Genomic DNA, 13,644 nt, shown 5'->3' with positions numbered 1-13,644 from the left:
ACACTTTTATTTGGAATCACCATCTTTTACTGATTTAACCAAAATTATCTTGGTGTAAAATGGGTAGATTATCATTACAGTAGTTGGGATAAAGGGAAGATTATTTTTGGGCTATCCTAGCCATTAAATTAGGAACTTCTTTCCTGCTCTTCGAAATAGGTTCTGGGATTTTTTGAGCTATTTTTACGAAGGTAAAAGTTGAAATATGCGTGGAGTTTTAACTGGATTGTTTTTGTTTTTTTTGGTTTCAAGATCTCATTGCCAGACCTACTTCGATGAGGTATTGCCATTGTTTAACTATAGAGCAATGGAAGCCGGTTTTCACGGGGTTAACGCAGTACAGTACCTTGTCACAGGGCAGAATAATTTGCTTGAGGTGATGGGGGGGATTGGCCCGGGGGCAAGGATAACTTCAGAAGGAGTCTTTGACTACTCTTGGGTACTTCCTGAAGTTGCAGGATTTGTTTCCCTTACCGAAAGGTTTTATGTGCAAAGGGACAATCTTAGAAAAAGAGGAGTAAACTCTTTTAACAATGCGGGAAACTATTTTGCAGTGAGGACCATTTTTTCCCAACCTATGATGAGAAGGTATTATTTTGGTATGGAACCTGCCGCTATGGTAAACATTCACTATGGTATTCAGCGGTCCTTTGGAAGCGGGAGGGGGGCGATCAATATACACGCGGGATGGGGATATGGCTATTCTTTGTCTCAAGGTCAAGGGGACGATTATCCTGCTGTGGGGTTCAAATTTCAATGGAAATTAAAAAAAGATACTGCAACTGAGAAGGTATCTTCCCAATAGGGAAAGGAAGAAACTTAACTAGGGCCCTGAGGGGTACAAGGATTCCTTTTGAGCGTTTTAAAATTTCACTAAGCATTAAGGTTATAAAAAAGGCTTAAAAAAACAGGTAGTATAATACTGTTTTTTTAAATCAGAGGTAGAATGCAGATTATTTCATTTTTGAGCCAATTATGTTTTTTGTAAAATCTGTAAGGAAGGTAAATAAGTGGTTGCAGGACCGCTAAAATTCTTCCATGGAAAAAAACTGTGGTTTTCCGTCGTTGTTAGCCAGAACGACAGTCCATCCGTTTTTATTGGAAAGCAGTGCCATGGCCCTGGCATCCCCGGGGGCAAAGAAGCCGCTGTCCCTGTACCTGATGGTCCTCCACCCCTGACCCTGGTCGTTTTCGAGCAGCACTCCCAGGGATGCGTCGCTCCTGGGGGTGTTTACCTCGGTGAAATGCCTGTTTCCCGCTATGAGTAAATCCAGGTTTCCGTTCCGGGTGAAATCGTGGGGGATGATCGCCCTTGCAGTGGAGAACTGCGCCTCCACCGGCAGGGGCTCGGTTTCATATTTCCCCTCCTTTTTGCGCAGGACCACACTGCGGAGTTCCTCCGCGGTATGCCTTTTGGCCCTGTCCAGGACTTCCGCCGGGTAGATACGGTCGATCTCCGCGGCGGCAAAGGAGGCATATTCCACAAATGCCCTTTTTACCGAGGGGTTCTGCTCCCCCAGTGCGTTTTTGTCCCTTACCGGATACAACCTGCCGTTTTGCGTATAGGCAACGGCTATACCGTGTCCCCCGTTTCCGTCAAGGTCGCCGGTGTACAGGACCATGGGTAATCCGTCCCCTTGCCTGTACCTGTGGTTCATGCCCTTGTTTCCCGCGATTATTTCAGGGATCCCGTCCCCGTCCAGGTCCGCTGCTGCCAGACTCTCCCACCAGCCGGAACTCTTCCCCAGCCCCATCTCTTCGGTGATCTCACTGAAGCCGTTTTCGGTGTTTCTGTAGATCCTTATGGGCATCCATTCCCCGGCCAGTACCAGGTCGGGACGTCCGTCGGCATCCACGTCGAGCCAGATCGCGGCCGTCACCATCCCTGGATGCTTCAAGGGTTCAGGAGTGATATCAGTGAATTTCCCCCCGGAGTTTTTGAGCAGGAAGCTTCTGGGGTAGGTCCCGTAGCTGCCGGGGACCAGCCTTCCCCCCACAAAGACATCGGTGAGCCCGTCCCCGTCAAAGTCCGCGGCCGCCACTGCCTGTCCGCTGATCCCGTTGCCGGGCAGTGCCAGTTCGGCTTTCCCGAATCCGCCCTTGCCGTCATTTAGGTATAGTCTGTCTTCCAGCAGTGGGGAGCCTTCCTGCAGGTCGTTTCCCCCGCTGGCCACATAGAGGTCCATGGTTCCGTCCCCGGTGGCATCAAAAAAGAGTGCCCCTGTGTCCTCGTAGGCGGCATCTTTTTCCCAATGCCCGGTCCCGCTGGCGGAAAATGTGCCGTCCGGGTTTTGCAGGTAGAGTTTTCCTGCCTGGTTTCTGGCTCCTCCGATGTAGAAGTCATCGAGTCCGTCCCCGTTGACATCGGCCGAGGCCAGGGCAGGCCCTATCCGGGAAAGGCTGTGGGGGAGCAGTATTTCGGTGTCGAAATCGTTGTAGGGATCCTCTCGGTGGGAGAAGTCCACGCCTAGGGAAAGGTTTTCCACCGCCCTGAACAGGGGTGGTTTTGAGGTTTTTTCTGGGGAGGGTATGCCTGTACCTTTTTCCAGCACGTGATGGAGGTCGGATTTGGGGTTATAGTGCATTTCCCTCAGGCCTCCCGGCCAGACCAGTTCCAGGGAGTCCACTTTGCCGTTTTTTCCCAGCCCGAAATGGAGCACGGGCTCCACGGAGGACTGGAAACCCCGTGTAAGTGTGAGTTCCTGGTACTGGGTATCCCCGTTCTGCCAAAGCTGCACCTTTGTTCCCAGCCCGAACCTGTTGCCGCCGGGTGCCCGCAGGGAGACCCTGAGAAAGTGCAGGGAGTCCATCTGCGCGGACCTGTTTTCATACACCGCGGCGGGCCCGTCCAGGTTGTTGACCACCAGGTCCAGGTCCCCGTCCCCGTCCAGGTCCGCATAGGCGGCCCCATTGGAAAAACCCTTCAAATCCAGTCCCCAGTCGGCACCTACGTCGGAGAACTGCAGCCCCCCTTCATTCCGGTAGGCGAAGTTGGCTACGGGATGGACCGGGATTTTTTCTATGTCTGCTCTTCCAATTCTTCTTTCCTCATTATCGTTGATATAATTGAGAAAGTAGTCATTGTCATTCACATCCCGGCGTATGCCGTTGGTGATGAATATATCCTTCCAGCCGTCGTTGTCAAAATCGGCCATGAGTACGGCCCAGCTCCAGTCTGTCCTGTCCAGCCCCGCCAGTTGGGCAATTTCAGAAAATACAGGTCCCTTGCCGTCCGGCCTGATGCCCTGGTTGAGTTGGAGGGTATTGATCATGTATTGGTAATGATTTCCTAAATCTACATTCCTCATGTAGGCATGGTAATTCATTTCTTTGGTATTGGTGTGCCTTCTATAATGATCCTTAGGCATCATGTCCAGAACCATAAGGTCAGGCATGGCATCATTATTAATATCTCCGACATCTATTCCCATCCCAAAAAAGGAGATATGTCCCATGGCATTAGAGATATCATTTTCAAATTTCTCTCCACCTTTATTGAGGTATAAAATATCTGCTGCATTGAAATCATTGGCAACATAAATATCTGTATAACCATCCTGGTCAAAGTCTGCAGCTATAACCCCTAACCCATAACCGAAATGATGGATACCCATGGTTTCACTAATATCTTCGAAATGGCCTTTTCCGGTGTTCCGGTATAATTTATCGGAGATGAATTTATTAGGGGTTTTCAACCTGGCCAGGTATTCGTCCGATTTTCTGTCAAATTCAATAGGATGATTAAGCACATATAGGTCCAGCCAGCCATCATTGTCAAAATCAAAAAACACAGCCTGGGTAGAATATCCATCATCGGCTATTCCAAAATTTTCTGCCTGCTCAGTAAAAGTTAAGTCCCCATTATTAATATACAATTTGTTTTTCCGGTTTCCGTATTTTCCCGAAACACTGACATAAATATCCAGAAACCCATCTCCATTTACATCTGCCATGGTCACGCCTGTGGACCAAGACCTTCCGCCTTCTACCCCTGCAGATGCTGTGATGTCTTCGAATTGGAAGTTTCCTTTATTGAGGTATAGTTTGTTTTTTACTTGGTTACCCGTAAAATAGATGTCAGGCAATCCATCATTATTGATATCTCCAATGGCCACTCCTCCTCCATTATAATAATAGTAGTAGTCCAGGTAAGCCCAATAATCCTCCTCTTCTATGGTATTGGTAAAATCAATCCCTGTATCTTTTACCGGTAATAAGGAAAACTTCATTTCAGGTTGTACAGTAGGATTGCAATGTGCAAATAAAAATAAGGCCGAAACCCAGATAGTAAGGGAAGTTTTCCGGAAGGATACTTTTATAAATAGTGGTTTGAAAATCCTCATTGTTTAATGGCTATTCTTGGGGATTAGGAATTGATTTTGGGAAGGAGAAAAACTGTGGTTTTCCGTCGTTGTTAGCCAGAACGACAGTCCATCCGTTTTTATTGGAAAGCAGTGCCATGGCCCTGGCATCCCCGGGGGCAAAGAAGCCGCTGTCCCTGTACCTGATGGTCCTCCACCCCTGACCCTGGTCGTTTTCGAGCAGCACCCCCGGGGATGCGTCGCTCCTGGGGGTGTTTACCTCGGTGAAATGCCTGTTTCCCGCTATGAGTAAATCCAGGTTTCCGTTCCGGGTGAAATCGTGGGGGATGATCGCCCTTGCAGTGGAGAACTGCGCCTCCACCGGCAGGGGCTCGGTTTCATATTTCCCCTCCTTTTTGCGCAGGACCACACTGCGGAGTTCCTCCGCGGTATGCCTTTTGGCCCTGTCCAGGACTTCAGCCGGGTAGATACGGTCGATCTCCGCGGCGGCAAAGGAGGCATATTCGACAAATGCCCTTTTTACCGAGGGGTTCTGCTCCCCCAGTGCGTTTTTGTCCCTTACCGGATACAGCCTGCCGTTTTGCGTATAGGCAACGGCTATACCGTGTCCCCCGTTTCCGTCAAGGTCGCCGGTGTACAGGACCATGGGTAATCCGTCCCCTTCCCTGTATCTGTGGTTCATGCCCTTGTTTCCCGCGATTATTTCAGGGATCCCGTCCCCGTCCAGGTCCGCTGCTGCCAGACTCTCCCACCAGCCGGAACTCTTCCCCAGCCCCATCTCTTCGGTGATCTCACTGAAGCCGTTTTCGGTGTTTCTGTAGATCCTTATGGGCATCCATTCCCCGGCCAGCACCAGGTCGGGGCGTCCGTCGGCATCCACGTCGAGCCAGATCGCGGCCGTCACCATCCCTGGATGCTTCAAGGGTTCAGGAGTGATATCAGTGAATTTCCCCCCGGAGTTTTTGAGCAGGAAGCTTCTGGGGTAGGTCCCGTAGCTTCCGGGGACCAGCCTTCCCCCCACAAAGACATCGGTGAGCCCGTCCCCGTCAAAGTCCGCGGCCGCCACTGCCTGTCCGCTGATCCCGTTGCCGGGCAGTGCCAGTTCGGCTTTCCCGAATCCGCCCTTGCCGTCATTTAGGTATAGTCTGTCTTCCAGCAGTGGGGAGCCTTCCTGCAGGTCGTTTCCCCCGCTGGCCACATAGAGGTCCATGGTTCCGTCCCCGGTGGCATCAAAAAAGAGTGCCCCTGTGTCCTCGTAGGCGGCATCTTTTTCCCAATGCCCGGTCCCGCTGGCGGAAAATGTGCCGTCCGGGTTTTGCAGGTAGAGTTTTCCTGCCTGGTTTCTGGCTCCTCCGATGTAGAAGTCATCGAGTCCGTCCCCGTTGACATCGGCCGAGGCCAGGGCAGGCCCTATCCGGGAAAGGCTGTGGGGGAGCAGTATTTCGGTGTCGAAATCGTTGTAGGGATCCTCTCGGTGGGAGAAGTCCACGCCTAGGGAAAGGTTTTCCACCGCCCTGAACAGGGGTGGTTTTGAGGTTTTTTCTGGGGAGGGTATGCCTGTACCTTTTTCCAGCACGTGATGGAGGTCGGATTTGGGGTTATAGTGCATTTCCCTCAGGCCTCCCGGCCAGACCAGTTCCAGGGAGTCCACTTTGCCGTTTTTTCCCAGCCCGAAATGGAGCACGGGCTCCACGGAGGACTGGAAACCCCGTGTAAGTGTGAGTTCCTGGTACTGGGTATCCCCGTTCTGCCAAAGCTGCACCTTTGTTCCCAGCCCGAACCTGTTGCCGCCGGGTGCCCGCAGGGAGACCCTGAGAAAGTGCAGGGAGTCCATCTGCGCGGACCTGTTTTCATACACCGCGGCGGGCCCGTCCAGGTTGTTGACCACCAGGTCCAGGTCCCCGTCCCCGTCCAGGTCCGCATAGGCGGCCCCATTGGAAAAACCCTTCAAATCCAGTCCCCAGTCGGCACCTACGTCGGAGAACTGCAGCCCCCCTTCATTCCGGTAGGCGAAGTTGGCTACGGGATGGACCGGGATTTTTTCTATGTCTGCTCGATCTAATATTAGTTCCGTGTTGGTATTCCTACTGTTTTTCCAATAGTCATTGTCATTGACATCCCTGCGTATGCCGTTGGTGATGAATATATCCTTCCAGCCGTCGTTGTCAAAGTCTGCCATAAGTACCGCCCAGCTCCAGTCAGTCCTGTCTACGCCTACTAATTGGGCAATTTCAGAAAATACAGGTCCCTTCCCGTCCGGCCTGATGCCCTGGTTGAGTTGGAGGGTATTGATCATGTATTGGTAATGGTGTCCTATGTTCACGTTTCTCCAAAACATGTTTCGGCTTACTTCTTTCGTATTTGTATGCTTCCTAAAATGGTCTTTAGGCATCATATCCAACTCCATGATATCCAGCCAACCGTCATTGTCTATATCAACTGCGTCCACTCCCATACCGAAATGGGAGGTATGTCCGATTGAATTTTTTATGTCATCCCGAAATGTACCATCTCCCTGGTTGATGAAGAGGTAATCCGGAGTAAGAAAATCATTTGCTACATAGATATCGGTAAATCCATCTTGGTCAAAGTCAGCCACAACGACTCCTAATCCGTATCCATACCTGTTAATCCCAGCCTGGTCAGTAATGTCCTGAAAATGACCTCCTTCATTTCTAAAAAGCTTGTCAGAACCATGCTCAGGGGTTCCGATATTCATTTGGAGGTTTACTGTTTTATTGAAATCAACGGGGTGGTTCAATAGGTACATGTCCAAATCCCCATCATTATCCATATCAAAAAAAACTGCCTGAGTAGAATAACCTGGGTCATCTACTCCCCACTCCTTAGCAACCTCGGAAAAGGTCAAATCCCCATTGTTGAGAAAAAGCTGATTGGCCCTGTTGGAAAATTTACCCGAGTGACAGACATAAATATCGAGTAATCCGTCCCCATTTACATCTGCCATTGTCACTCCGGTGGACCAGGAATCGCCACCTTCTATCCCTGCTTTTTCGGAAATATCCTCAAAGATGAAATTCCCCTTATTCAGGTACAGTTTGTTTTTCACTTGATTACCCGTAAAAAAAATATCTGGCAAGCCATCATTATTGATGTCTCCGATGGCTACCCCTCCACCGTTATAGAAATAGTAATAGAGCAGGTAATTCCAGTTTTGATACTCTGTTAATTTATTTTCAAATTTAATAGATGAATGAGAAGCAGACACTTCTCTAAACCGCCTGTTTTCCTGGTCCTTCTTGCATGCACACAGAAGAAGCAGACCCACAATAAAAACAACCCACTGATTCCCCACCATATTCATTAGATAAAGACAATTTTTCACTAGTCCCTAAGGTTTGACAAAAAAGGGCACATTGGCAGTAGCTACTTTGTTTTGGCCATCCGTAACGTAGACAAATACCCTGTATGGACCCTCATTTTCAGGAGCTTTCATAGTTGCTAATCCCTCTCCGGAGGAAGAAATAAGACCGGGCACAGGTTTGGGTCTGTCTTCTCGGTCACCCCCAACACTGAATTCTTTTGGTTCCGGGAGAATTTCCCACCTGTACGCCAATGACTCATTTTCAGGATCAATTGCAATAGCCAAGACTTTGTATTCCTCGTTTGGCTGAAGGTAAATATTATCCACCGCATTTCGATTGTCCAATTGCAAAGAATAGATATGTGGGGCCTTGTTCTCAGGCCATTTCCCAGACCAAAGGAAATGCATTACATCCAACACCTCTGACTCCTCTCCAGCTTCGGTAAACAGACCATACCAGGTTGGAGTTCTTTCCTGTTTTTGCCCCCAGAGAAAAACATAGGAACCAAGACACTTTTTCTTGTCTCGGTTCATGGAATAGTTATAGCGGCGTCTATAAACAGCCGCTTTCTCACTACTGGTTTCTTCAATGGCTATATCCCACTCTGTCTGTAATCCTTCCCAATGCCCGGTAGGCCCCCATTCGGTTACCATGTAGGGACCGTCCCATCCCACATTTTGAAGGGTTCTTGGTAAACTTTCCAATCCTCCATAAGTATTGATGGAAAGTAAATCAATATCAGTACATCTTTCTTTTATTAGATCTATTACTGCTTTATTAGTACCCGCCAAAACGGTGGTGGTTGGGTGATTGGGATCTATTTCATGAATCATTTTCGAGATATCATTCACTGCATCCCAAACTTTTGGGTTGGTGTACTCAAGGTTCAATTCATTTCCTATCCCCCAAGCAAGTAATGCGGGATGAGATTTATATTTTTCCACCTCTTTTTTTAGGTTCTGAAGCTGTTTTTCCACTGCGTCTTCGTCATCATAATCAAACCCATGCCTTTCACGTGCCACACTCAGCCCCATCAAGACTGTCAGTCCATTTTTATGTGCAGAATCAAGGACCTCTTTTCCGTTTTGTGTACTCCAGGTTCGGATGGAATTTCCTCCATATGCGGCTACTCTATAAATATATTGACTCCCCCCTGCGCCTTTAATGTAGTAGGGCTCTCCATTGCGGAGAAATTGATAGCTGTTGTCCGGAAGCATTTCCAATTCTACCCTTACAGGTTTTTGGTCAGATAAATTTTGAGAATGACCAAGGGTAGACATAATTACAAAGAGAATAAGAGATGGGAAAAAAATCTTTTTCATTTTTCAGGTGATTTGGGATTGAGTCTTGGGCAAATTAAGGAATTTTGCTTTGATTTAAAATGAAGATACCTCTTATCTTTGAACATAATCCGAATAGGCTTTTGAAATTATTCCGGATTGTCCTGAACTGTAATTAACCAGAATTTGAAATCATATAAATACAAAGTTGAACTACTTTATTCAAACCCCTTCTTTATGGTGGTTATGGGGATATGTTTATTATTTTCCTGCCAAAAAAGCAATAAGGGGAGAACCCTCCTTTTTGGGTCTTTTGAAAATGAAATGACCATCAATTTGGACACGGTAGGGTTGGAAGGCCGGCCAGAAGGGACGGTAAAAATGATCAATCTTTTAAAAAAATCAAGGAATGAAGAAAACCCAGAGATAAACATTTATTTGAATTCCAGGAGGGCAACTTTATTCAAAAAGTTAGCAGAGGAATCTCCTGATGATCAAGAGCAATGGAAATATAAATATCTTTCAGCTAAAGAAAGCCTAAATGCAGGAAATACATGGTCTGCCATTGAAATATTGCAGGAAATCCTAAGGAATCAGGATCCTATTATGGATTATATAGATGCAGATGTGAGAGAGATTTTCGGACTATTAGGTATTGCTTACCTACGTTTAGGTGAACAGGAGAACTGCCTGCGCTATCATAATCACCAGTCCTGTATTTTGCCGATAAGTTCTGCCGCCCAACACCAGTGGGAGTTGGGATCAGAAAAAGCTATGGAATTTTATGCTTTGTTATTAAGAAATAACCCAGGTGATCTACACAGCAGGTGGCTGTATCATATTGCAGCAATGACCCTGGGGAAATATCCAGAAGAAATACCTCATGAGTTGTTGATTCCTATTCTAAACACGGATAAAACAATAGATATAGAGCCATTTAGGGATGTGGCAGGTAGTTTGGGAATCGATACCAATGGTTTGTCCGGTGGAGTTGCGATGGAAGATTTTACGGGAAATGGGTTTCTTGATATTATGACCAGTTCATTCGGGATGAGTGATCAATTGTTTTTTTATGAAAATCAAGGGAATGGGACATTTGTCAATAAGACCAAAGAGGCGGGATTATTGGGAATTACCGGAGGCCTTAATTTGATTCATGGGGATTACAATAACGATGGGTATCCGGATATTCTCCTAATGCGAGGAGCATGGAAGGGATCAGAGGGGGAAATTCCCAATTCCCTATTGAAAAATAACGGAGACGGAACTTTTGAAGACGTTACCTTTGAAGCAGGAATTTTATCCCAATATCCTACCCAAACGGCCTCTTGGGTAGATGTGGACAATGATGGTTGGCTGGATCTTTTTATCGGAAATGAATCCAAGGGAGAGACATTGAATTTCGCATCCATACCAGGTAGAAAAAATTACCCGTGTGAATTATTTATGAACAATGGGGATGGCACCTTTCGAAATGAAGCCAAACAAGCAGGATTGGATGTGTCGGATTTTGTAAAAGGAGTAAGCTGGGGGGACATCAATAATGATGGATACCCAGATGTATATATGTCTGTTTTAGGAGGTAAAAACAGGCTGTTTATCAATCAAATTCCATCTAAAGGGCATCCCAGTTTTGAGGAAATCACGGAAATTGCAGGGGTGGGGAATCCCTTTCACAGTTTTCCAGTTTGGTTTTGGGATTATGACCAGGATGGCTTTCTGGATATTTTTGTTTCCGGGTACGGTACAGAGGAAACGGTCCCTTATTCAGTAGCCGCAAGTTTCTTGGGTTTACCTACTGGGGCTTCTTTGCCAAAGTTATATAGAAACAATGGTGATTTAACATTTACGGATATAAGCAGGGAAGCAGGCTTACAAGTTCCTTTGTTTAGTATGGGAAGTAATTTTGGAGACATCAATAACGACGGTTATCCTGATTTTTACGTGGGAACGGGAGTTCCAGAGCTTCATTCCCTTATACCTTCCCAGATGTTTTTGAACGAAAATGGGGAGAGTTTCACTAATGTGACTTTTGAGGGTGGCTTTGGACATTTGCAAAAAGGCCATGGGATCGCTTTTGGAGATATGGATAATGATGGAGATCAGGATATTTATTGTGTGATGGGTGGTGCCTTTGAAGGTGATATATATAGAAATGTTTTGTTTGAAAACCCCGGAAATAGCAATAATTGGATCAGGTTAAAACTTCATGGAAGCAAGGCTAACCGCTCGGCTATAGGTGCCAGGATCAAATTATCGGTTTCCTATGAGGATGGATCCAGGAGGGAGATATTTAATACAGTCAGCACCGGGGGAAGCTTTGGGTCCTCTCCCTTACAACAAGAGATTGGGTTGGGAAATGCTGTCCGAAAAATCGATTCAATAGAAGTCAGATGGCCAGATAAAGTATATTCCAACACAATTTATACCGATATTGATCCGAATACTTTTTGGGAAATTTACCAAAACAAGGAAGATCCAGTTCAACTCTTCCCAAAAAAAGTGGAGTTGACTTCCAAAGGCCAACCCCACCATTGATCAAGATTTTATAGTAGATTTTTAATAATAGATATAGGGTACATCTTCTATAATTTGATAAAAGGGTTCCTCTTTACCCGTAGCTACATCATATAGCCTTTCATTGGTAGTCTTGGCGGCATCTGTCCATTCCGAATAAGGCCGGAGGGTTACATCCATTACTCCTATTTGATAGTTTTCCCCATCATACCTACCCGTCCAAGGTTGGTCATTCCATTGAAAATAATGCATCCCTATCACCTCATCTCTTGCAAACCCCTGTTCGAGGTAGTGTCTAAGAGCCACGCCTCTTTGCTCTTGGTTTTTTGCCGCCCGGATCCCTGAAGCGGGCAAACCCCTGTCAGTAGCCCCATGATGGAATTCTCCGATAATGACGGGCTTACCCGTTTTTTCATAAATTTCATGAGTAGGAGGGGGGTGGGGAGAGCTGTATTGGTTGATAGAAAAAACATCTACGTAAGCACCGGTTCTGTAAAAAAGATCAGTACTTATAGATGCAAACCTCATTCCCAGGTTTAAATGATTGGGGTCTACCTTTTTAGTTTCTTCCGAAACTACTTTTACATATTCATCCACCATCAAACCTGAAAACTCCCATAAATCCTCCTCTGCTTTTTTACTAAATTCCAACTGATCTATTTCATACTCCTGAATGGACCCAAAATCCTCAAAATCTGTGTTCCATGCTTCGTTAAGGGAACTAATATTTTCATTGTATTTTGAAGATAACCAATTGATGCATTCTGATTTGGTAGTGGAATTTTGCTTTACACTGAGCATTTCAAAGGCTAAATTATGGGCTCCAAAACCCCAATGCGGTTCATTTCTTAGGAAGTAACCAATGAGCAGGGTGTCATTTTTATAGGCTTCCAATTGACTTGCAAATTGTTTAGCAGCTTCTCTGTAGGAAGGATCGAAAACATCGGGGAAGTCCCTGAAAATAGCAATTTCTGTGGAAGGGAATCCCCTCAATGGAATCATATAGGGTAAGCGCTGGCTAGCGATAAAGGAAGAGTCCGACCAATTGGCAATGGTATTGAAGCGCCAGGTTTTCATTAAATTGGCAGACATAAGCTCCCATTTACTTCTCCAATTATCCCCAAAAACCCGGATTAGATTGGAAGTCAGGAAACTGACCTGTTCTTGTCCTCTGTCGTTGGTGACGGCAGCAGCAAAAGTTTCATCCTCTCCTGGTAGCCATTCAAAAAGGTCTTCAATTCCATCTACCGGCCCAAAGGAAACGGGATTCATCACATCAACCCCTGTACTCAAAAAAGCATATCCATCTGGATCCACAAAAAACCATTTTCCGTCTTTTTGTTGGATGCGAAAGAAACCCTTACCTGCTAATTTTAAACTTTTATCTCCACCATATTTACTCCACCCATTCGGGAATGAGGCGGTTGAAATTCTTTCATCAAGTTGCCTGACCCTCTCTATCATCTCATCCTCAGATGCCGTTTTACCTTCCCAATTTTTGTCTTTCCATTGGCCGAGTTTATCTATTACTGGCATGGAAAGAGGTTCAAATGGATCAGGTAGGTTTTCAGAGAAATAGGCGTTATTGATAAGCAATTTTGGTTGGTAAAAACCTTTCTTAACCGGCCTTAGCCTGATGGATATCTGGCCTATTTCCTGAGGAGATATCCGTCTACCCAAAACTGTCCCTTTTAACTGTCTGGGAAATCGCTGCATAAAAATCTCCTGACCATCCAGGTAGGAAATAGGGAATATGAGCTTGGTCTTTAGCCTGGGGTTGATGCCTATCCTTGCACTGATTTGGGGTTCATTTTTTTCTGTGTCCTTTTTGAAAAAGTCCAAATTTAGTACGTTGGAAAAATCAGAATCGGAATACACCTCAATCACTAAGTAATTGATGTTATTAAATTCCACCTTATGATTTTCGTCCTTGATTAAGACATGGTTTTTTTCATCCTCAGGTTCGAAGATTATTGAATTTTCTGATTTGAAGAAATCATATTCTTGGTTCGGTGAAATATAAGGCAGGTTCAAATTTAAACTTCTAGGTGTAAACAATACTGTTTTACCCTCAGGTAAGCCATTATTTTTTTCATTTGTGCAGGCTATAGAAAGTAAAAGAGGAAACAGGATGGATAGATTTAATTTTATAATCACGCGCATTCGTTTTAGTAGTAGAAAAAAACCGCCAAAATTTGA

The 13,644-nt window shown here is 45.9% G+C and carries 6 protein-coding genes; 2 read left to right on the top strand and 4 right to left on the bottom strand.

Features of this window, described 5'->3' with window-relative positions:
* The first annotated feature begins 205 nt into the window (after nucleotides 1-205).
* The gene (locus DB520_RS11245; protein ID WP_114749806.1) at nucleotides 206-805 is read left to right on the top strand and encodes a hypothetical protein; all 600 of its coding nucleotides are present in this window, start codon (nucleotides 206-208) and stop codon (nucleotides 803-805) included.
* A 220-nt stretch (nucleotides 806-1,025) separates the two neighbouring features.
* Here the strand turns inward: DB520_RS11245 and DB520_RS11240 are convergent, their stop codons facing one another.
* The 3 genes from DB520_RS11240 to DB520_RS11230 form a co-directional block, all read right to left on the bottom strand.
* Entirely contained in the window at nucleotides 1,026-4,229 is a 3,204-nt protein-coding gene (locus DB520_RS11240) for a VCBS repeat-containing protein (protein ID WP_198675302.1), read from the bottom strand.
* A 124-nt stretch (nucleotides 4,230-4,353) separates the two neighbouring features.
* Nucleotides 4,354-7,668, bottom strand: coding sequence for a VCBS repeat-containing protein (locus DB520_RS11235; RefSeq protein WP_157972038.1), 3,315 nt, complete (start codon nucleotides 7,666-7,668; stop codon nucleotides 4,354-4,356).
* A gap of 6 nt (nucleotides 7,669-7,674) precedes the next feature.
* Nucleotides 7,675-8,970: a glycoside hydrolase family 2 TIM barrel-domain containing protein gene (locus DB520_RS11230; RefSeq protein ID WP_114749803.1), complete on the bottom strand. Its 1,296-nt coding sequence runs from the start codon at nucleotides 8,968-8,970 to the stop codon at nucleotides 7,675-7,677.
* Between the two features lie 282 nt (nucleotides 8,971-9,252).
* Between DB520_RS11230 and DB520_RS11225 the strand changes: the two genes are divergently transcribed.
* Nucleotides 9,253-11,466, top strand: a complete 2,214-nt coding sequence (locus DB520_RS11225; protein ID WP_198675301.1) for an FG-GAP-like repeat-containing protein — start codon at nucleotides 9,253-9,255, stop codon at nucleotides 11,464-11,466.
* Between the two features lie 21 nt (nucleotides 11,467-11,487).
* On the opposite strand, the gene DB520_RS11220 is transcribed toward DB520_RS11225, so the two are convergent.
* Nucleotides 11,488-13,602, bottom strand: a complete 2,115-nt coding sequence (locus DB520_RS11220) for a beta-galactosidase (protein ID WP_157972036.1) — start codon at nucleotides 13,600-13,602, stop codon at nucleotides 11,488-11,490.
* Nucleotides 13,603-13,644 lie beyond the last annotated feature (42 nt).

The organism is Pleomorphovibrio marinus (genome assembly GCF_003347495.1).
GTDB classification, from domain to species: domain Bacteria; phylum Bacteroidota; class Bacteroidia; order Cytophagales; family Cyclobacteriaceae; genus Pleomorphovibrio; species Pleomorphovibrio marinus.
The sequence above is the reverse complement of the archived record's forward strand: the minus strand, read 5'-3'. Positions and strand labels throughout refer to the sequence as shown.

Coding starts and splice junctions, on each gene's coding strand:
- DB520_RS11225 (WP_198675301.1), top strand. CDS start 9,253: ATGACCATCAATTTGGACACGGTAGGGTTGGAAGGCCGGCCAGAAGGG.
- DB520_RS11240 (WP_198675302.1), bottom strand. CDS start 4,229: ATGAAGTTTTCCTTATTACCGGTAAAAGATACAGGGATTGATTTTACC.
- DB520_RS11230 (WP_114749803.1), bottom strand. CDS start 8,970: ATGAAAAAGATTTTTTTCCCATCTCTTATTCTCTTTGTAATTATGTCT.
- DB520_RS11245 (WP_114749806.1), top strand. CDS start 206: ATGCGTGGAGTTTTAACTGGATTGTTTTTGTTTTTTTTGGTTTCAAGA.